13 protein-coding genes are annotated in these 19,589 nt (G+C 71.1%); 4 read left to right on the forward strand and 9 right to left on the reverse strand.

Annotated features, from left to right (window positions below; genetic code table 11):
- Nucleotides 1–175: 175 nt before the first annotated feature.
- The gene (locus tag EPO52_RS04880) at nt 176–1,642 is read right to left on the reverse strand and encodes a hypothetical protein (protein ID WP_290802738.1); all 1,467 of its coding nucleotides are present in this window, start codon (nt 1,640–1,642) and stop codon (nt 176–178) included.
- Between the two features lie 159 nt (nt 1,643–1,801).
- On the opposite strand from EPO52_RS04880, the gene EPO52_RS04885 reads away from it, so the two are divergent.
- Both EPO52_RS04885 and EPO52_RS04890 read left to right on the forward strand, forming a co-directional pair.
- The gene (locus tag EPO52_RS04885) at nt 1,802–3,796 is read left to right on the forward strand and encodes an ABC transporter ATP-binding protein (RefSeq protein WP_290802741.1); all 1,995 of its coding nucleotides are present in this window, start codon (nt 1,802–1,804) and stop codon (nt 3,794–3,796) included.
- Entirely contained in the window at nt 3,793–4,671 is an 879-nt protein-coding gene (locus EPO52_RS04890) for an energy-coupling factor transporter transmembrane component T (RefSeq protein ID WP_363339311.1), read from the forward strand. The genes EPO52_RS04885 and EPO52_RS04890 overlap by 4 nt, the downstream gene beginning before the upstream one ends.
- 274 nt (nt 4,672–4,945) lie before the next feature.
- Here EPO52_RS04890 and EPO52_RS04895 read toward each other — a convergent pair whose 3' ends face one another.
- Both EPO52_RS04895 and EPO52_RS04900 read right to left on the reverse strand, forming a co-directional pair.
- The gene (locus EPO52_RS04895; protein ID WP_290802744.1) at nt 4,946–7,375 is read right to left on the reverse strand and encodes a DEAD/DEAH box helicase; all 2,430 of its coding nucleotides are present in this window, start codon (nt 7,373–7,375) and stop codon (nt 4,946–4,948) included.
- 269 nt (nt 7,376–7,644) lie between these two features.
- Nucleotides 7,645–7,938 carry an antibiotic biosynthesis monooxygenase gene (locus EPO52_RS04900; RefSeq protein ID WP_290802746.1) on the reverse strand — a complete coding sequence of 98 codons (294 nt, stop codon included), beginning with the start codon at nt 7,936–7,938 and terminating at the stop codon, nt 7,645–7,647.
- A 64-nt stretch (nt 7,939–8,002) separates the two neighbouring features.
- On the opposite strand from EPO52_RS04900, the gene EPO52_RS04905 reads away from it, so the two are divergent.
- Together EPO52_RS04905 and EPO52_RS04910 are read left to right on the forward strand one after the other, a co-directional pair.
- Entirely contained in the window at nt 8,003–12,055 is a 4,053-nt protein-coding gene (locus tag EPO52_RS04905) for a Pls/PosA family non-ribosomal peptide synthetase (RefSeq protein WP_290802749.1), read from the forward strand.
- Nucleotides 12,052–13,371, forward strand: a complete 1,320-nt coding sequence (locus EPO52_RS04910) for a M1 family metallopeptidase (protein ID WP_290802751.1) — start codon at nt 12,052–12,054, stop codon at nt 13,369–13,371. The genes EPO52_RS04905 and EPO52_RS04910 overlap by 4 nt, the downstream gene beginning before the upstream one ends.
- Nucleotides 13,372–13,471: 100 nt before the next feature.
- Here the strand turns inward: EPO52_RS04910 and EPO52_RS04915 are convergent, their stop codons facing one another.
- The 6 genes from EPO52_RS04915 to EPO52_RS04940 all read right to left on the reverse strand — a co-directional run bounded on the left by EPO52_RS04915 (nt 13,472) and on the right by EPO52_RS04940 (nt 19,551).
- Entirely contained in the window at nt 13,472–14,911 is a 1,440-nt protein-coding gene (locus EPO52_RS04915; protein WP_290802754.1) for an FAD-dependent oxidoreductase, read from the reverse strand.
- Complete coding sequence (locus EPO52_RS04920) at nt 14,911–15,273, reverse strand: cupin domain-containing protein (RefSeq protein WP_290802757.1); 363 nt, start codon at nt 15,271–15,273, stop codon at nt 14,911–14,913. Before EPO52_RS04920 ends, EPO52_RS04915 begins: the two co-directional genes overlap by 1 nt.
- 66 nt (nt 15,274–15,339) lie before the next feature.
- Nucleotides 15,340–16,101: a hypothetical protein gene (locus EPO52_RS04925; protein ID WP_290802760.1), complete on the reverse strand. Its 762-nt coding sequence runs from the start codon at nt 16,099–16,101 to the stop codon at nt 15,340–15,342.
- Nucleotides 16,098–17,048, reverse strand: a complete 951-nt coding sequence (gene ppk2 / locus EPO52_RS04930; RefSeq protein ID WP_290803068.1) for a polyphosphate kinase 2 — start codon at nt 17,046–17,048, stop codon at nt 16,098–16,100. Before ppk2 ends, EPO52_RS04925 begins: the two co-directional genes overlap by 4 nt.
- Nucleotides 17,049–17,322: 274 nt before the next feature.
- The gene (locus EPO52_RS04935) at nt 17,323–18,249 is read right to left on the reverse strand and encodes an LLM class F420-dependent oxidoreductase (RefSeq protein ID WP_290802763.1); all 927 of its coding nucleotides are present in this window, start codon (nt 18,247–18,249) and stop codon (nt 17,323–17,325) included.
- Between the two features lie 45 nt (nt 18,250–18,294).
- Nucleotides 18,295–19,551, reverse strand: coding sequence for an MFS transporter (locus EPO52_RS04940; RefSeq protein WP_290802766.1), 1,257 nt, complete (start codon nt 19,549–19,551; stop codon nt 18,295–18,297).
- Between the last annotated feature and the right edge of the window lie 38 nt (nt 19,552–19,589).

Raw genomic sequence — 19,589 nt, forward strand, 5'->3', positions numbered from 1 at the left:
CGCTGCGCCCTGTGGCGCGCATCCGGCCGCCGCAGCCGGGTCGGTCGTACGGGTTCGACCAAGAATCGCGGCAACCGCGGCGGATAGCGAGGCACTCGCCCGCATTCGTGGCGTAGTCCGCGGTGAGCCGGTGGGTGGGTCGCGCCGGCGGTGGGTGGGTCGCGCCGGGGGCGGGTTACTGGCCGGTGGCCGTGACGAGGGAGGAGTCGCTGAGGAGCAGCGGAGCATCCGTCACCGGAACGTCGACGTGCATGTGCGTGCAGGAGTCGTCGAACTCGGTCCAGTTGGTGAGGTTCACGTGCACACCCGCCGAGGTGCGGCAGCTCGCCTGACCGACGCGCGAGCCCACGGGCATCACGGGGTCGAGGAGGCTGATCATCTTGAGCGTGCCGGCATCTGCACCGTTGAGGCTCTTGTTGTCGAGCAGGTAGAAGTCGACCGCGTGACCGCCGCCATCGACGTAGTGCATCGAGCTCGTGCCGCCGCCCTCGATCTGGCCGGTGCACTTGCGGTTGATGTCGCTGACGCCCACCTGGTCGAAGTTGCGCACGGCGATCGCGATGATCTCGAGGATGCGGTAGTCGACGCCGCAGTCGGGCACGGTGACGCCCTGCGCGATCCAGCGGATCTCCTTCATGTGGTCGGGCTGCGAGCCCACCAGCTTGCCGGAGTCCATGGCGTTCACGAGCTCTTGCGCCAGCGAGCGGCCCACGAGCAGCTGAGCGGTGGAGTAGCCGGCGGCCTGCAGCTCGCCCGCGTCGGAGACGCCGTAGCCGTCACGATCGACGGTTCCGGATGCCGACCCGGCGGTGACCAGCTGCTGGGTCTGCGCGTCGGTGCCGGCGCTCAGGCTGAGGTTCACGACGTTCGCGTCTTCGGGGCTGGCCGAGACCGTGGTGGGAAGGGCGGTGACCGCGGTCATGGCCACGACGAAGGCCATGGCGACGGCGCTGAAGGCGGTTTTGGCCCAGCCCCGGCGGCGCGAGGCGGGAGCACCGGTGCCGGAAGTCGCGGCACCCGCGACGGCGGGGCGGACGGGCGCGGTCGTCGTGCGGGATGCTCGCGAGGCGCGGGGCGCCGGCGCGGCCCGGCGCGGGCGGAGGGAGGCCGTCTGGGCCTCTGAGGTGACGATCATCGTCTCGGTCGCGATCGGGCCGGTGGACCGCGAGGTGGCGAGGAGCGCGGCGTCGGCCGGTGCGGAATCGGCGGAACGCGCAGAGGGAGAGGTGATCTGCACCGATGCGATGTGCAGGGCCGGCTCGGGGTCGAAGGCCGAGACGACGAGGTCGTCTCCTGTCGGAACCACCGGCTCGAGGGCGAGCGGAACATCGGGTTCGAGGGCCGCTGTGCCGATCTCGGCGATCTCCAGCGTGGCGATCTCTTCGGCGCGCAGGGCCTCTTGCGCCTCGCGCTCGAGCGCCTCCTGCTCGCGCAGCTGGCGGCGGGTGAGGGGGGCGGTTGCCGTCACCGCGGGCGCGGCATCCGACGCCACCGACCCGGCGGCCTCGATGCGAGCGGCTTCGGCGAGCCTCAGTTCACGCAGCTGACGGCGGGTCAGAGCCTCTGACCGGCCCTCGGAACCGGCACCGCGGTTCGCATCGCGGGACGCCGGGGCGTCGGATCGCGAGTGAGGATTCGGCAAACGAAAGACTTTCGGGGTGGAACTGCTGACGTGGTGCCGCTAGGGACGACTCCACAACGGGAACCTCTCGACCCTAACAAGGCTGCCTGGAAAAACCCAGGGCGCGGCGCGAATCCATTCGGACGCATCAGGTCGGCAAGGCTTACCTAAGCTGTTCACATGCCGCTCTCTCGCCCGCTCGTCCGCGCGGAAGGAGTGCGCATCCGGCACGAGGGCGGCGAGCGCTTCACCCCCGACGGCGCATCGCTCGAGGTGCGTGCCGGCGAGGTGGTGCTGCTGCTCGGGCCCTCCGGATGCGGCAAGTCGACGTTCACCCTGGCCCTCAACGGGCTCGTTCCGCACGCCGTGCCCGCGGAGCTCGAGGGCACCGTGTCGATCGGTGGCCGCCCCACGACCGAGCTGACGGTGGCCGAGGCGAGCGCCACGGTGTCGATGGTCTTCCAGGACCCGGATGCGCAGATCGTCACCGGGACCGTGCTCGACGAGGTGTGCTTCGGGCCCGAGAACCTGCGCGTGCCGGTCGGCGAGGTGCTGGCGCGCGCGGAGCTCGCGCTGCGGCAGGTGGGGTTGTGGGAACGTCGGCAGGAGAATCCCGACGTGCTCTCGGGCGGCGGGCGCCAGCGGCTGGCGATCGCGTGCGCGCTGGCGCTTCGGTCGCCCGTGATCGTGCTGGACGAACCGACCGCGAACCTCGACCCCGTCGGCATCGACGAGGTCTATGCGGTGCTGGAGGTGCTCGTGCGTCAGGGTGGGCATGCTCTCGTGCTCGTGGAGCACGATCTCGATGCCGCGATCGGATTGGTCGACCGGATCGTGGTGCTCGACCACCGGGGCCGGCCGGCGTTCGACGGACCGGCCGCCGATGTCCTCCAGCGGCACGCGGAGGACCTGCTGGCACTGGGGGTGTGGCTGCCCACCGCCGTGATCGCGGGTCTGCGCCTGCGGCGCGCCGGCCACCGGGTCGATGAGCTGCCGCTCACGCCCGAGGCACTCACAGAGGTGCTCGACGGCCTCGGAGGACGCGAGGCGCCGGGCGCCCATACCGATACCGATACCGATACCGATAGCGCACGAAATCAGCGACTCCCAGCGCCGCCCCGGTCTGGGGAGGCGAGCTCGTCCCCGGAATCACGGGATCGCACAGGAGCGGCGGGCGATCGGGCGGAGTCGCCATCGGCCTCGGGCGCGAAGGGGGCGGCTACGGCGTCCGCTCCGGCGACCACGGGGGCGCACGGCGCCGCGGTCCGCGTGCGCGGGCTGCGGGTGGCGCGGGGCGGCAGCGAGATCCTGCACGGGATCGATCTCGAGATCGCGCGGGGTTCGTTCGTGGCGATCGTCGGCACCAACGGCGCCGGCAAGACCACCCTGCTGCAGGCGATGGCCGGGGTCGTGACCCCGCCCCGCGCATCCGTCGACCTGCTCGGGATCGACCCCGCGCGCGCCGATGTGCGCACGCTCGCGCGCACCGTGGGCTTCGTCTTTCAGAACCCCGAGCACCAGTTCGTCCGGCACACGGTCGCCGACGAACTCGCCCACGGGCTCGAGCTGCAGCGCGCCGCCCCGGACGAGGTGCGCGAACGCGTCGACCGGATGCTCGCCCGCTTCGGTCTCGAGGAGCATCGAGACGTGCATCCGTTCCTGCTGTCGGGCGGGCAGAAGCGACGGCTCTCGGTGGGCACCGCGCTGATCGCCGGCGCGCCCCTGCTCGCTCTCGACGAGCCCACGTTCGGCCAAGACCGCCAGCGCTCCGCCGAACTGCTCGACCTGCTCTCGGACCTCAACCGCGCGGGCACCACCGTCGTGGTGGTCACGCACGACCTCCAGCTCGTGGCCGATCACGCCTCACACCTCGTGGTGCTCTCGGACGGTGCGGTGAGCGCCCACGGGACCGTCGACGAGGTGCTGGCCTCGGGCGCCGTGGAGGCCGCGGGGCTGCGGCGTCCGGCCCTCGTGCGCGCGGTGCGGGCCGCGGCGGATGCACGCTGGCACCCGGTGACGCGCCTCACCCGGCTCGAGGAGGTGGCGGGCGCTTTCGCGCGGCAGGCCGAGGGTGAGCGGCTCGCGCGGCCGGCCGAGGGTGAGCGGCTCGCGCGGCCGGACGCCGCGGGTGGGCTGCCGGGGTCGGACGTGAGCGACTCGGGCGTGATGCCGTGAGCGTGCCGGTGCCGAGGGGCGACGGTGGCGCATCCGTTCGTGACGGGCGGCGGGCGGGCCGGATGCCGGTCGATCCCTACGCCGAAGCCGTCGACCACGGGCCCGTGCGGTTTCTGCACCGGCTCAATCCGCTGGCGAAGGTCGGGGGGCCGCTGCCCGCCATGATCGTGCTGATCGTGGCGCGAGGGATCGAGCTCCCGGTGCTGTTCTGCATCGTGACAGGCGCGCTGATCCTCGTGGGCGCGCACCTCACGCGACGGGCCGCGGTCGGGGTGTTCGTCGTGCTGCCCGCCGTCGTGGCGGTGCTGTCGGTGAGTTTCGGGTTGTGGGCCGATCCGGCGGAGGCGGCGACCGCGGGAGGCGCGGCATCCACTGTGCTCGTGCAGATCGGCGACTACCGCTTCACCGCCGGCGCACTCCTGGTGGGTGCGACGACGGCACTACGGCTCGCGGGCATCCTGCTGCTCTCGCTGCTGGCCGGGCTCACCTCCACCGGGCCCGATCTCGTGCGCGCACTCGTGCAGCAGCTGCACGTGCCGTATCGCGTGGGCTACACGGTTCTGGCGGCCTACCGATTCGTGCCGCGGTTCCGGCACGAGCTCGACATCATCCGGCAGGCGCACCGGGTGCGCGGCGTGGCACCCGGCCGAGGCCCGCTCGCCGCTCTGCGCCGCTGGCTCGGCTATGTGGTGCCGCTGCTCGCGGGTGCCCTCCGGCATGCCGAACGGGTGGCTCTCGCCATGGACTCCCGCGCCTTCGGCGCGTTCGGCACCCGCACCGAACGGCACCTCGTGCCGTTCCGGATGCGCGACTGGCTCTTCATGGCCGCATTCTGGGCGCTGACCGCCGCCCTCGTGCTGGTCGGCGCGAGCTGAGGGCAGGTTCTGATCGCCGCGCCGCGACCGTGCCTGAGCCCGTGCCCGGCTGCAGACGATCGCGCGATCGGGTGGTGGCGTGCTCACGTGGTTGCCACATGATGTGGCAACCACGTGCTCGAGCCCACAACAAGGGGCAACTCGACGTGGGCGGGCGCCGTCTACGCCGAAACCAGAGGTATCGAGCACTGGACACACCGCACCAGATCCGTCACTTTCTGCACGAAAAAACGTGATTTCGCGCAAAAAGTGACGGATCTGGAGCGGGGGTGCGCTAGCGGGCCTGGTCGGCCGCGAGCTGGCCCACGAGAGCGTCGCCCGGAACCACCGTGACCATCTCGGCCTCGATCTCCGCCCGGTCGAGCAGCTCGTTCATGCGACGTCCGCGCGCCCGAGGGATGAGCGTGACGACGGTGCCCTTCTTACCCGCGCGGCCGGTGCGGCCGGCACGGTGCAGGTACGTCTTGTACTCGTCGGGCGCGTCGGCCTGGATGACCAGGTCGATGTCGTCGACGTGGATGCCGCGGGCTGCGACATCCGTGGCCACGAGAACGTTGACCCGGCCCGAGGTGAGCATCTGCAGGTTGCGCGTGCGGCGCGACTGGTTGAGGTCGCCGTGCAGGCTGGTGGCGGGGAACCCGGCGTCTTCGAGCTGCTCGGCGAGCATCTCGGCGTAGGCGCGGGTGCGGGCGAAGATGAGCGTCTTGCCGTCGCGGTCGGCCAGCTGGCGGATGATCTCGCTCTTGTCTCGGCTCTCGACGATCAGCACCCGGTGATCGATGGTCGACGACGCCTGGTCTTCACCGGCGACCTCGTGCACGCTCGGGTTCACGAGGAACTCGTCGACGAGGTTCGCCACACCCTTGTCGAGGGTGGCCGAGAAGAGCAGCTTCTGGCCGCCCTGCTTGGTGTGACGCAGGATGCGCTGCACCGGCTCGAGGAAGCCCAGGTCGCACATGTGGTCGGCCTCGTCGAGAACCGTGATCGTGACCTCGGAGAGGTCGAGACGACGCTGCTCGATGAGGTCTTCGATGCGGCCGGGGGTGCCGATGATGATGTCGACACCGCGCTGCAGGGCGCCCACCTGGCGGGCCTGGGGCACGCCGCCGTAGATCTGGGTGGTGAAGAGGCCGACGGCGCGCGCGATCGGCTGAACGGTGCGGTCGATCTGCAGCGCCAGTTCGCGCGTGGGGGCCAGGATGAGAGCACGGGGCTTGCGGCCGGGCTTGCGGTTCGCGCCGCCACCGTTCTCCATCAGGCGCTCCACGAGGGGGGCGCCGAACGCGATGGTCTTGCCGGAGCCGGTGCGGCCACGGCCGAGCACGTCGCGGCCGTTCAGCACCTCGGGGATGGTGGCCGACTGGATCGGGAACGGGCTGGCCGCGCCGAGCTCGCCGAGCACACGCACGATGTTGCCGCCGAGACCGAGGCTCGCGAACGTGGCGCCCTCGACGTCGACGGCCAGCGTGGCCTGAGCCTCGAGGCGCTCGAGCACGACGTCCTCGTCCGCGCCGTGGAAGGCGGGCTTGCCGTGGCTCGGGTAAAAGTCGCTGCCGCGGCTGGCGCGGGACTCGTGGTTGTCACTCGAGCGCGCGGGGCGGTCGTTGTACGCCGGACGCTCGGAGCGATCCTTGTTGTAGGCGGGGCGCTCGGAGCGCTCGTAACCACCGGTGCGGGGAGCGCGGTCGTTGTAGGCCGGACGCTCGCTGCGGTCCTTGTTGTAGGCCGGGCGCTCGGAGCGCTCGTAACCACCGGTGCGGGGAGCACGGTCGGTGTAGGCCGGGCGCTCTGCGCGATCCTTAATGTAGGCCGGGCGCTCGGCGTTATTGGGGCGACCGCGCTCGCCGGTACGGCGATCACGGGACGTGGCCGCGCCGTCGCGCTGCGACGGCTCCCAGCGGGCGGTCCGATCAGCGCGCTGTCCGGGCTGGTAGTCGGCCGTCGGACGGGCGCTGCGGTTATAGCCGCGGTCGTCGGTGCGCGGGGGCTTTCCGCCGGTGGGGCGGCCGGTCCGCTCGGCGGCTCTCTCCGCGCGGCGCTCCTCGTTGCGGGCGTCGTTCCACTTCTGGCGGTCGGTGCGCTGCGGCTCGCGGCGGCCATAGCCACCCGACTCGCTATCGCGGGAGGGACGGTCGCCATACGCGGGACGCTCGGTACGGTCGTACGAGGGACGCTCGGCGCGGCCGGTGCCGGTGCCCGACTTGTTGAAGCCGTTCTCGCGGCTGGGACGCTCGTAGCCACCGCGAGCGGGGCGGTCGCCGTACGAGGGACGCTCGGTGCGGTCGCCGTACGACGGACGCTCCGGGCGGTCGCCGCGGTATCCGCCGCGCTCGCCATCGCGAGCCGGACGGTCGTTGCGGTCGTAGGCGGGGCGCTCGCTGCGGTCGCCCTGGTAGCCACCACGGGCCGGGCGGTCGTTGTAGGACGGGCGCGCACCACGGTCGCTGTACGACGAGCGCTCAGGGCGGTCACCGTACGAGGGACGGTCAGCACGTTCGGTGCCGCGGCCCGACGGCGCGGCGCCGCGCGACGCGCGATCATCCGCGTTCCAGCGCTGCTTGGCGCGCGGGGCGCTCTCGTCGACGGCCTTGTAGCCGCGATGGCCCGGGCTGCGGCTGCCGGCCTTGGGGCCGCCCTTGCCGGGAGTGCGCGGTTCGTAGTTCTTGGCGGCCTTGAAGCCACCGGACTTGTTGGATTTGGGCATGATTCTTTCCGGGTTATCTCGAAATGCGCACACCCCAGCACACGACGTGCTGGAAGTGCTAACTAGATCCCCGGGAGTAGCGGGGGCCGTGTCGTACGCGACATTCACCAGTGACCAGCGCTTCGACGCACTGACTGGGAAACCGGCCCACCAGACTTACAAACCCATCCGCGATGCAACTCGCGGTGTCCAGAGCCGACCGATCAACACTACACGACCGGCCGGCTCCTGTCGATGATGCCTCCGGATGCGGGCACCACCGAGGTGACTCAGATGTCGGTGAGCTCCGCGCGGGTCAGCACCGGGGGCGCCGCCAGGATGTCGGCGAGACCGGATACGCCCTCGGGGGTGGCCCGGAAGGCACGGTAGGCGTCATCCGCCTCGATCGACTCCCAGCGCTCCACGAGGAGGAAGTGAGCGGGGTCGTCGGCGTCGATGGCCACCTCGGTGCCCAGGCTCCCGGCGAAGGCGCGGGTGGTCTCGAGGATGGAGGTGATGAGGGCGGGCGCGGAATCGAGTGCGTCGGCCTTGATGCGCGCGTCGAGAATCGAGATGACAGTCATGCCTTCAGCGTAGGCCCGCCGCGCCCGCGTGCGCGATGCCTGTCGTTAACCTTCGTCGTGGACAATGACCCCCATGTCCCTGAGCACCGCTCCCTCTTCCGGCGACGCACAGGCACCGCTCGATCGCGGCGCGGAAGTCACCCCGGCCCGCACCCTGCTGGACATCTTCCGCGACACCGTCTCCCGGCATCCCGAGGCGTCGGCACTCGAAGACGCCGCCGGTGCACTGAGCTACCGCGAGCTCATGGCCCGCGTCATCTCCACGGCCGCCCGGCTGCAGAACGCGGGGGTGCAGCGCGGCGACCGGGTGGGCATCCGCATGCCGTCGGGCCGACGCGAACTGTACATCTCCATCCTCGCGGTACTGGCGGCCGGTGCCGCCTACGTGCCCGTCGACGCCGACGACCCGGATGAGCGCGCCGACCTCGTGTTCGGCGAGGCCCAGGTGGTGGGGGTCATCACGGGGACCGGCCGCTGGGAGCCGTCGCAGCGCGGCACCGGCGATCGCGGTCTGCCGGACGCAGAAGCGACGCCCCCGGATGCCGCGCCCGCCCGCCTCTTCGACACCACCGCCGCGGCCCCCCACCCCAGCACCTCCTCGCTGCCGATCGTGTCGCCCCCCGAGCCCGGCGACGACGCCTGGATCATCTTCACCTCCGGCTCGACCGGCACCCCCAAGGGCGTGGCCGTGAGCCACCGCTCGGCGGCCGCGTTCGTCGACGCCGAGTCGGCACTCTTCCTCCAGGACGAGCCGATCGGCCCCACCGACCGCGTTCTCGCCGGCCTGAGTGTGGCGTTCGACGCCTCCTGCGAGGAGATGTGGCTCGCCTGGGCGCACGGCGCCTGCCTCGTGCCGGCTCCCCGCTCCCTGGTGCGCAGCGGCATGGATCTCGGTCCGTGGCTCACCACCCGCGGCATCACGATCGTCTCGACCGTGCCGACCCTCGCGGCCCTCTGGCCCGCCGAGTCGCTCGAGAACGTGCGGCTGCTCATCTTCGGCGGCGAGGCCTGCCCGCCCGAACTCGGCGAGCGCCTCTCCGTCGACGGCCGCGAGGTGTGGAACACCTACGGCCCCACCGAAGCCACGGTCGTGGCCTGCGCCGCTCTGCTCGGCGGCCCGGGCCCGGTGCGCATCGGCCTCCCCCTCGACGGCTGGGTGCTGGCCGTCGTCGATGCCGAGGGCGCTCGTGTGGCCGAGGGCGAGGTGGGCGAGCTCATCATCGGGGGCGTCGGCCTGGCCCGGTACCTCGACCCCGAGAAGGACGCCGAGAAGTACGCCCCCTTCCCCTCCCTGGGCTGGCACCGCGCCTACCGCAGCGGCGACCTCGTGCGCTACGAGGCCGAGGGTCTGCTCTTCCAGGGCCGCGCCGACGACCAGGTGAAGGTCGGCGGGCGCCGCATCGAGCTCGGCGAGATCGAGTCGGCGCTCCAGGGACTTCCCGGAGTCTCCGGCGCCGCCGTCACCGTGCGCAAGACGGATGCCGGCAACCAGATGCTCGTGGGTTACGTGGTGGCCGTCGATCCGGGTTCCTTCGATCGCGAGGCCGCCGTGCAGGCGCTCCGCGACGAGCTGCCCGCCGCGCTCGTGCCGCTCATCGCCGTGCTCGACGACCTGCCCACCCGCACCTCGGGCAAGGTCGACAAGGCGGCACTGCCGTGGCCCCTGCCGGGCGCGGCCATCGATGACGACACCGAGATCGACCCCGCCATCCGCGATGTCGCGGTGCTCTGGAGCAAGGTGCTCGGCACGGTGGTCACCGATCCCGCCGCCAACTTCTTCGACCTCGGCGGCGGATCCCTGGCGGCCGCCCAGCTGGTGGCCGGCATCCGGGAGATCGACCCGGAGTTCACCGTGGCCGACGTGTACGCGCATCCGCGACTCGGTGCGATGGCGGCCGAGGTCGCCGCCCGTGCCCCGGAATCACGCGTCGCGGCGAGCAGTTCGGTCGCCCGCGCGACACCGCTGCGGATGCGTGTGCTGCAGACCGTTCTGAGCGGCCCGCTGTTCGTGCTCGCGGGCCTGCGCTGGCTCGTCTACCTGCTCACGGCCACCACGATCCTCGACGCCTTCGGCGACTTCGACTTCCTGCCTGTCGTCGACTGGTGGGTCCTGCTCATCGGGCTCGTGCTCTTCGCCACGCCCTTCGGCCGCATGGCGATCTCGGTGCTGGCCGCACGACTGCTGCTCGGCGGCGTGAAGGCGGGCGATCATCCGCGCGGCGGCGGCGTGCACCTGCGACTCTGGCTCGCCGAGCAGATCGCGCACCAGGTCGGTGCCGTGAGCCTCGCCGGAGCCCCTTGGATCAGCTATTACGCCCGCGCCTTGGGCGCCCGTATCGCGGAAGACGTCGACCTGCACTCCCTCCCGCCCGTCACCGGCATGCTCACCGTCGGCCGGGGCGCCGCAATCGAGCCCGAGGTCGACCTCTCGGGCTACTGGATCGACGGCGACACCGTGCGCATCGGCGCCGTGCGCATCGGCGCGGGCAGCACCGTGGGGGCCCGCAGCACCCTCCTCCCCGGCGCGCGCATCGGCAAGCGCGCCGAGATCGACCCGGGGTCGGCCGTGTTCGGCCGCGTGCCCTCGGGGCAGCGCTGGGCCGGCTCCCCCGCCGCCCGTGTGGGCAAGTCGCGCGACTGGTGGCCGGCCGAGCGCCCGCCGCGGCGCACCTTCTGGGTCTTCGCCTATGGGGTCTCGTCGCTCGTGCTCTCGCTCATGCCGCTCCTGGCCTTCGCCGTGGGCGGCGTCATCGTGGCTGCCTTCATGAACGGATCCGCCGACCTCGCCGAGGCGAGCGGCCGCGCCGCCCTCGCGCTCGTGCCCGCCACCCTCGCCGCCGGCGTGGTTCTCGCGGGTGAGGTGGTGGTGCTCACCCGCCTCTTCGGAATCGGCGTCACCGAGGGCGTGCACGCCGTGCGGGGCCGGGTGGGCTGGCAGCTCTGGTCGACCGAGCGTCTGCTCGACCTCGCCCGCACCCTCCTCTTCCCGCTGTACTCCGGTCTCTTCACCCCTGTCTGGCTGCGGATGCTGGGAGCCCGGGTGGGCCGCAACGTCGAAGCCTCGACCGTGCTGCTCATCCCCGCGATGACCACGGTTCGCGATGGTGCCTTTCTCGCCGACGACACGCTCGTGGGCTCGTACGAGCTCGGGGGCGGCTGGATGCACGTGGCCCGGGCCGAGATCGGCGAGCGTGCGTTCCTCGGCAACTCGGGTATGGCTGCCGCGGGTCACAAGGTGCCGCGCGAGGGACTGGTGGCGGTGCTCTCATCCGCTCCTCGTAAGTCGAAGGCGGGCTCGTCGTGGCTGGGATCGCCGCCGGTGCGGCTGCGGCGCACGGCGGCCGACGCGGATGTCTCGCGCACCTTCGAGCCCCCGGCTCGCTTGCGGGTGGCCCGCGTGCTGTGGGAACTCGGGCGCGTCATCCCCGTGTTCGTGACCTGCGGATTGGGGCTCGCGGTGCTGCTCGTGCTGGCGGCACTGGTGAACACGGTGGGGCTGGTTCTCGCCATCATCGTGAGCGGGCCCGTCCTGCTCGTGGCAGGGGCGGTGGCCGCCGCCATCAGCACCCTGGCGAAGTGGGTGCTGATCGGGCGCATCAGGGCGGGCGAGCATCCGCTCTGGTCGAGCTTCATCTGGCGCAGCGAGGTCTCCGACACGTTCACCGAGATGGTGGCCGCTCCCTGGTTCGCCCAGGCCGCGTCCGGCACACCGGCGCTCGTCTGGTGGCTGCGCAGCCTCGGTGCGCGCATCGGGCACGGCGTGTGGATCGAGACCTACTGGCTGCCCGAGGCCGACCTCGTGGAACTCGCCGACGCGTCGACCGTGAATCGCGGATGTGTGGTTCAGACGCATTTGTTCCATGATCGAATCATGAGCCTCGACACCGTGACCCTCGACGTGGGGGCGACCCTCGGGCCGCACAGCGTGATCCTGCCCGCCGCGCGCATCGCCGCCCAGGGCACGGTCGGCCCCGCCTCGCTCGTGATGCGGGGCGAGCTCGTGCCGCTCGGGAGCCGCTGGAGCGGAAACCCCATCGGGCCGTGGCGCGAGGTGCGCACGTCGGAGTACCGCGCCTCCGCGCTCGAATCCATCGTGCGCGAGCCGAGCGCTTCGTGACGGGGCGCGGAGTCGCTTTTCCCGGAGACCCCTACACTCCCGGAGTCGGCACCTGGTCGTACCGGGTGCACTCCTACGATCTGACCCTCGACTACCGGGTGGAGACGAACCGGCTCGATGGCGTCGCCGTGATCGTGGCCGAGGCCGTGGTCGATCTCGACAGCGTGCACCTCGACCTGTCGCGGTTGAAGGCCTCGAAGGTGAAGCTCGACGGACGCAAGGTGCTGCGGTTCTCGCAGCCATCGCACGCGCTGATCGTGCGGCCGCCCGCGACCATCCCGGCGGGCACCCGGTTCGAGCTCGAGATCACCTACGGCGGGCGTCCGGCACCGCGCCGCAGCGTCTGGGGAGCCATCGGCTGGGAGGAGCTCGATGACGGGGTACTCACGGCTTCGCAGCCCTCGGGGTCGTCGACCTGGCTGCCGTGCAACGACCGGCCGGGCGACAAGGCGACCTACCGCATCCGGATCACGGCGGAAGAGGACTACGCCGTGATCTGCAGCGGAACCCTGGTGCGGCGGTCGGTGCGGAGCGGCCGAGCCACCTGGGAATACGCTCAGGAGGCACCGACCTCCGCCTACCTCGCCACCGTGCAGATCGGGCACTACGAACGGCGCACCACGCACGCACGCAAGAGCGTGCCCGTCGACTTCGCGTTCCCGGCCGAACTCGACTCGCGAGTGCGTGCCGACTTCGGCGAGCTCGACCACATGATCCGCTTCTTCGCCACGTCGTTCGGGCCGTACCCGTTCGAGCGGTACGCGGTGGTAGTGACGGCCGACGAGCTCGAGATCCCGCTCGAGGCGCAGGCGATGGCCATCTTCGGCGCCAACCACGTCGACGGGGTGGGCGGATCCGATCGGCTCATCGCGCACGAGCTCGCACACCAGTGGTTCGGCAACAGCGTGGGGCTGCGGGCCTGGCGCGACATCTGGCTGAACGAGGGCTTCGCCTGCTACGCGGAGTGGTTGTGGGCCGAGGAGCAGGGCGAGGAGTCGGCCGATTCGCTCGCGCGGTCGCACTACGCGCGACTGCAAATCGCCCCGCAGGACCTCGTGATCGGCGAGCCCGGCGCCGTCTCGCTCTTCGACGACCGGGTGTACAAGCGGGGCGCCCTCACTCTGCACGCGCTGCGGCGCACGATCGGCGACGACGACGACTTCTTCGCGCTGCTGCAGGCGTGGTCGGCCGAGCACCGGCACGGCACCGCCGACACGGCGGCGTTCGTGGCGCTCGCGGAGGCGCGCACCGGGCGCGCACTCGCAGGGCTCTTCGACGCGTGGCTGTACGCCACGGCGCTGCCCACCCTGCCCTGACGGGCGGGTTGCCGCGGAACTGCATAAGAAAAGGCACCTTCATCGACATAGTGTCGACATAGGTGCCTTTTCTTATGCATTTCGGCGCGGAAACCGCCCCCTAGGTGTCGAAGCCGATGCCGAAGGCGCCCATGGCGCGCAGCAGCAGCCCGTCGCGCCCTCCGTTCTCGTCGGAGCGCGCCACCGCGGCCCGCGCCACCTGGATCGCGGGATACGCGATCGGCTCCGGCGGGATGGGGAACGGCAGCTTCCGGGCCATGGGCATCTGGGTGAGCTCGGTGTCGCGGCCGTCGAGCAGATCGAGCATGGTCTGCGCGCCCACCCGCGTCGACGCGACCCCGAGACCCGTGTAGCCCGCCGCATAGGCGACCTGGCCGCCGTACGCCGTGCTGATGTGCGCCACGAGCTTCGTCGACATGTCGATCGCCCCGCCCCAGGCGTGGCTGAAGTCGACGTCGTCGAGCTGCGGGAAGGTGCGGAAGAAATGGTCGGCGAGCAGGCGGAACGTGGCGGGCCGCTGATCCTGACTGTTCCGGATGCGGCCACCCCGGTGGTAGATCGCGTCGTACCCGCCGAACAGCACACGGTTGTCGGCGGAGAGCCGGTAGTAGTGGAACTGGCGCGAGGAGTCGCCGATGCCCTGACGGCCCTGCCACCCGATGCGGCCCAGCTGCTCGGCCGAGAGCGGCTCGGTCATGAGCGCGTAGTCGTACACGGGCACCACCAGGAAGTCGGCGCGGCGCACCAGCGAGCGGAAGCCGTTCGTGGCCAACGCGACGCGGGGCGCGGTGTACTCGCCCGCATCCGTCTGCACCACCATCGAGCCATCGCCCGAGCGGCGCAGGCCGGTGGCCCGCGTGTGCTCGTGGATCTCGACGCCGAGCGACTCGCACGCCCTCCGCAGCCCCTGTGCCAGCTTCACCGGATGCACCAGGGAGATGCCCTCGCGCAGGTGAACCCCCGCCCGGTAAAGCGGCGAGTCGACGAGCGCCCGGGTGGCCTCTGCGTCGAGGAACACCTCGCCGTTGTCGGCGGCCAGCTCCTCGATGAACGCGATCTGGTGGGGCTCCGTGGCGACCTGGAGCATGCCCACGTCTTCCCACTCGGCGTCGATCCCGTAGCGCTCGATCGTGTCGCGCATGGCCGAGAAGTTCTCGAGCCCGAGCCTCTTCAGGGTGTCGAGGTCGTCGGCGAAGTGGCGCTTGCCGTTCTCGTCGCCGTGGGTGAGGCTCGCGTCGCAGAATCCACCGTTGCGGCCACTGGCGGCCCAGGCGATGGTGACGGCCTCGAGCAGCACGACGGTGCGGGAGGGGTCGCGCTCCTTGGCCTGCAGCGCCGCCCACAGCCCGGTGTAGCCACCGCCCACCACGATCAGGTCGGCATGGCGGAGACCGGATGCATCGCTGCCGCGCGAGCTCGTCCCGTCGGGGTCGGGCGTGCTGTCGAGCCAGAAGGAGCGGGGCCGCACGTGCGCCAGAGAGCGGTCGACGAGCCGCGAATCGACCGGGGTCGAGGGGCCGTAGGCGGTGGGCACGCCCATCAGCTCGGCCCTGCGCCGGTGATGATGTAGACCTTGCGGAGGTACTCGTGCACGACCCAGGTCGTGGCGTCGCCCTCCGCGAGCTGCACCACGTCACCCGGCACGATCTCGCGGGGTGTGCCGTCGTTGATCGTGAGGAGGGCACGGCCGGCCAGCACCACGAAGAGCTCGTCGACCTCCACATCACGGGCGGCACCCTCGCGCAGCTCCCAGATGCCGATGTCGACCGGGCCCGTCGAGCTGACGAGCGGCACCGTGCGTGCAACCGGGGCGCCCCAGATCACGTCGTGCTGTTCGACCGCTTCGGTCTCGGCCAGCAGTACCTCGGTCTTGCGGATGCGCGCATCCATCGCGTCGACCATGCCACTCCCTCTGCGCCGGTGTTCGGCTCTCGCGAGAAGTGTAGAACGAACCCGCGGCGGGCCGGGTCAGGACGGCTGGGGAGCCGCGACGGCGAGCTGGTCGAGCTCGAGCCGTCTCCAGCCCACGAGCGGCGCCTTCGCCTTCTTGCCCTCGCGCACCTCGATGGCGACGCTGCCGCGCACCTCGGGGTCGACCCGCAGCTCGGCGAGCACGTACTGCGTCGTGAGCTCGGCGGTGACGAGGCCGTCATGGGCCTCGACCTTCACCTCGGCGGGATCGACGAGCAGCCCGCGGCCATCGGCCTTGAGTACCGCCTCCACCCGCGTCCAGTGCTGAACCGGCTCCCACCGCCGGCCAGCGGGGCGGGATGCGGGCGGCACCAGGGTGCAGATCGACTCGAGCGTCTCGGCCGGGACATCCGCTACTTCCACGTCGATGCCGATGGCACCGTTCCAGCTGGCGGCGACCGCGACGCCGCTGCGGCAGTGCGCGATGCTCACGCTCACGGGCTTGCCCTTGCGCGACGGCGCCTCGACGATCGGCCGACCGTGTGGTCCGCCGCACTGCGGGCAGGTCGCGGTCACGAGGATGTCGGCGGCTGCGACTGCAGGGGCCGCCTCGTCGCGCGAGCGCGCCTTCTCCGTGAGCAGTTCGGCCACGAGCATCCGGAGGGCGGCACGGCCGACCGCGAAACGGGTGGCGGCGGCCGCATCCGGCGTCTCGTCGAAGCGGAGACGCTCGGCCGGAGACAGGAGCGGGAGCAGGGCGTGCACGTCGGCCGGGCCGGGCTCGACCGGCACCCAGCGCACGTGCACGCGCGAGGTCATACGCCGGAGCCGTCGTCGGGGCGGCTGCCGCGGACGCCATCGTCGTCGCGCGGCTCGCGATCCTCGGACGGTTCGCGCGTGGCGATGCGGTTCTCGCCGCGTTCGTAGACCTCGGCGGCCGATCCCACGATGAGCGGATCGGCGGGGATCGCGATCTCGGGGTCTTTGTCGGCGTAGTCGAAGAGGCCGAGCACCGAGCGCATCGCCTCGAGGCGGGCGCGCTTCTTGTCGTTGCTCTTCACGACCGTCCAGGGCGCCGTGGCGGTGTCGGTGGCCGCGAACATGGCCTCCTTGGCCTCGGTGTAGCGGCCCCACTTGTCGAGCGACTCGAGGTCCATGGGTGAGAGCTTCCACTGGCGCACCGGGTCGACCATGCGGATGGCGAAGCGCGTCTTCTGCTCGTCGGCCGAGACCGAGAACCAGAGCTTCACGAGATCGATTCCGTCGCCCGTGAGCATGCTCTCGAACATCGGCACCTGCCGCATGAACTCCTCGTACTCGGCGTCGCTGCAGAAGCCCATCACCCGCTCGACGCCCGCCCGGTTGTACCAGGAGCGGTCGAAGAGCACGATCTCGCCGGCCGCGGGCAGGTGCTGCACGTAGCGCTGGAAGTACCACTGGCCCGACTCGCGCTCGGTGGGCTTCTCGAGCGCCACCACGCGAGCACCGCGTGGGTTGAGGTGCTCGGTGAAGCGCTTGATGGTGCCGCCCTTGCCGGCGGCGTCGCGGCCCTCGAACACGATCACGAGGCGGCGGCCGTCACGCTTGATCCAGTTCTGCAGCTTCAGCAGCTCGATCTGGAGCAGGCGCTTCGAGGCCTCGTACTCGGTGCGATCCATCCGGTGGTCGTAGGGGTAGCCCTCGCGCCAGGTGTCGACCGCGGTGCCGTCGGTGCGGATGAGCACCGGATCGTCGTCATCATCGTCGCGTACCGTGTAGCCGAGCATCTCGTCGAGCCCGGTCGGCAGGGGCCCGCCCCCGAAAAGTACCGTCACGCGCAGCAGCGTACGCCCGCCGGTCGACGCGCAGGTGAACAGACGGTGACGCCCCGCCCTTGTGGCCAGATCCGTCACTTTTTGCGCGAATCTCGACGATTTCGCGCAAAAAGTGACGAACGCGGAGCACCTCCCCCGTTGGATCCGTCAGTTTTGGCGCGAAATTCGGAGATTTCGCGCCAAAAGTGACGGATCTGGGACGGGCAGGGGCGAGCGGGGGGGGGTGCTAGTCGGCGAGCTGCGGGATGACCTCGCGGGCGATGAAGTCGAGGTGGTCGAGGTCGTGCAGGTCGAGGATCTGCAGGTACACGCGCTCTCCGCCCTGCTCTCGGAAGGCGCCGAGCTTGTCGACCACCTCGGATGCGGTGCCCGCCAGCCCGTTGACCCGCAGCTCGGCCGGCTCGCGCCCGATGGCGGCGGCACGGCGCACGAAGGATGCCTCATCCGCTCCCGTCGCGGCCACGAATGCCGCCGAGTACACGATGTCGTCGGGGTCGCGCCCGAAATCGGCACAGGCACGGCGCACGTTCTCGAACAGGCCCGGAACCGTGCCCGGGTCGGGAAAGGGGATGTTGAACTCCGTCGCGTGGCGGGCGGCCAGCTGCGGGGTGCGCTTCGTGCCCTTGCCTCCGACGATCACGGGCAGCGGCGACTGCACGGGCTTCGGCAGCGCCGGCGAGTTCTCGAGCGTGTAGTGCTCTCCCGTGAACGAGTAGGTCTCGCCGGGTTCGGTGGCCCAGAGGCTCGTCACGATCTCGAGCTGCTCCTCGAGCAGGTCGAAGCGCTTGGGCGGAAACGGGATGCCGTACGCCTTGTGCTCGGCTTCGAACCATCCGGTGCCGAGGCCCAACTCGACGCGGCCGCCCGACATCTGGTCGACCTGCGCCACCTGGATGGCGAGGATGCCCGGATAGCGGTAGGTGACCGACGAGACGAGGGTGCCGAGGCGGATGCGCCGGGTCTCGCGGGCGAGGCCGGCGAGCGTCGTCCAGGCATCGGTGGGTCCGGGGCCCGGATCGCCGTCACCCATGCGCATGTAGTGGTCGGAGCGGAAGAACGCGTCGAAGCCGAGCGCCTCGGTGGCCTGAGCCACCGCGAGCAGATCGTCGTAGGAGGCGCCTTGCTGGGGCTCGGTGAAGATCCTGAACTGCATGGGATCTATTCTGCTGCGTCTGCTGCGGTGGTTCGGCCAGGCGGGTCAGCGGCCGGCCGGGCGCCCTCGGGGGCCCGTGGCGCGGAGGGCGCCGGCGAGACCGCTGGCGGTGAAGACGAGGGTGGCGATCAGCACCACGCCGATGGGGAGCGTCCAGGTGCCGGTGGCGTCGTGCACGGCGCCGATGAGGGTGGGGGCGGTGGCACCGAGGGCGTAGCCGACGCCCTGCACCATCGCGGAGAGGCGACGGGCGTGGGTTCCGGTCATCGCGAGCTGCACGATGAGCATGAACACGATCGTGATGCCGCCACCCTGGGCGACACCCCCGAGGAATCCCCACGCCGGCCACGCCTGCGGGGCGAGGATCATGCCGAGCGGGAAGCTGATCCACAGCACCGCCACGCCGATGAACGTCTTCGGAATGCCGAGCCGCTTCGAGATCAGTGGCACCCCGAGCGCACCCACCACCGCGGCGATCTGGAAGATCGATGAGCTCGACCCCGCCGTCGCGGCCGAATAGCCCACTTCCTGCTCCAGGATGGTGGGGAACCAGGCGGTGAGCCCGTAGTACGAGAACGCCTGGCCCGCGAACGCGAGCGCGAGGAACACGGCCGAGAGATTGCGCCACGTGCGCGGCTCAGGAGCGGCGAGCGGGATCCCGCGGGTGTCGATCACGATCGTGTCGACGGCGCCGGTCTCGATGGCCGGCCGCACCGGGCCCCAGTGGAACGCGCGCCGTGGCCCAATCGCACCGAACCACGCGATCGCGGCGAGAACCACGAAGCCGAGCCACGCCAGCAGCGCTCCCCGCCAGCCGAAGGCCACAGCCAGCGGCACGGTGGCGAGCGACGTGATCATCGAGCTCACGTTCATCGCCGAGGTATAGGCGCCCGTGACGATTCCCACACGCTCGGTCGGTATGTCGCGGCGGATGATCACGGGGATCACCACGTTGCCGATCGTGATGAACGCGCCCATGATGATCGTTCCGGCGAAGGTCGCCTCGACGCCGCCGGCCGAGCGGATGATCGACCCGACCCCCACACCGACGATCGCGATCGACGTGGCGACGTTGGCGCCCGCCTTGCCCACGAAGAGCGACGCGAAGGGCGTCATCAGCGCGAAGCACAGCACCGGGAGGCTCGTGAGCAGTCCGGCCTGCGCCGCCGTCATCGACAGGTCGGCGCTGATCTCGCCCGTGATCGGGGCCACCGCCACGATCGGCCCGCGCAGGATGAACCCGATGCACACGATCCCCACGAGCAGCCCCCAGGGGAACCTCTCGCGCAGCACGGTCATCATTCGTCCAAGCCTATGCCTGCCCGCCGCACCATCGAGTC

The sequence above is a fragment of the Herbiconiux sp. genome, assembly GCF_004297105.1.
Classification (GTDB): domain Bacteria; phylum Actinomycetota; class Actinomycetes; order Actinomycetales; family Microbacteriaceae; genus Herbiconiux.

Excerpts from the sequence above, each read along its gene's own strand:
- EPO52_RS04915 (WP_290802754.1), bottom strand. The coding sequence starts at position 14,911 with ATGGGCGTGCCCACCGCCTACGGCCCCTCGACCCCGGTCGATTCGCGG.
- EPO52_RS04925 (WP_290802760.1), bottom strand. The coding sequence starts at position 16,101 with ATGACCTCGCGCGTGCACGTGCGCTGGGTGCCGGTCGAGCCCGGCCCG.
- EPO52_RS04895 (WP_290802744.1), bottom strand. The coding sequence starts at position 7,375 with ATGCCCAAATCCAACAAGTCCGGTGGCTTCAAGGCCGCCAAGAACTAC.
- EPO52_RS04900 (WP_290802746.1), bottom strand. The coding sequence starts at position 7,938 with ATGACTGTCATCTCGATTCTCGACGCGCGCATCAAGGCCGACGCACTC.
- ppk2 (WP_290803068.1), bottom strand. The coding sequence starts at position 17,048 with ATGCTCGGCTACACGGTACGCGACGATGATGACGACGATCCGGTGCTC.
- EPO52_RS04940 (WP_290802766.1), bottom strand. The coding sequence starts at position 19,551 with ATGATGACCGTGCTGCGCGAGAGGTTCCCCTGGGGGCTGCTCGTGGGG.
- EPO52_RS04885 (WP_290802741.1), top strand. The coding sequence starts at position 1,802 with ATGCCGCTCTCTCGCCCGCTCGTCCGCGCGGAAGGAGTGCGCATCCGG.
- EPO52_RS04935 (WP_290802763.1), bottom strand. The coding sequence starts at position 18,249 with ATGCAGTTCAGGATCTTCACCGAGCCCCAGCAAGGCGCCTCCTACGAC.
- EPO52_RS04920 (WP_290802757.1), bottom strand. The coding sequence starts at position 15,273 with ATGGTCGACGCGATGGATGCGCGCATCCGCAAGACCGAGGTACTGCTG.
- EPO52_RS04905 (WP_290802749.1), top strand. The coding sequence starts at position 8,003 with ATGACCCCCATGTCCCTGAGCACCGCTCCCTCTTCCGGCGACGCACAG.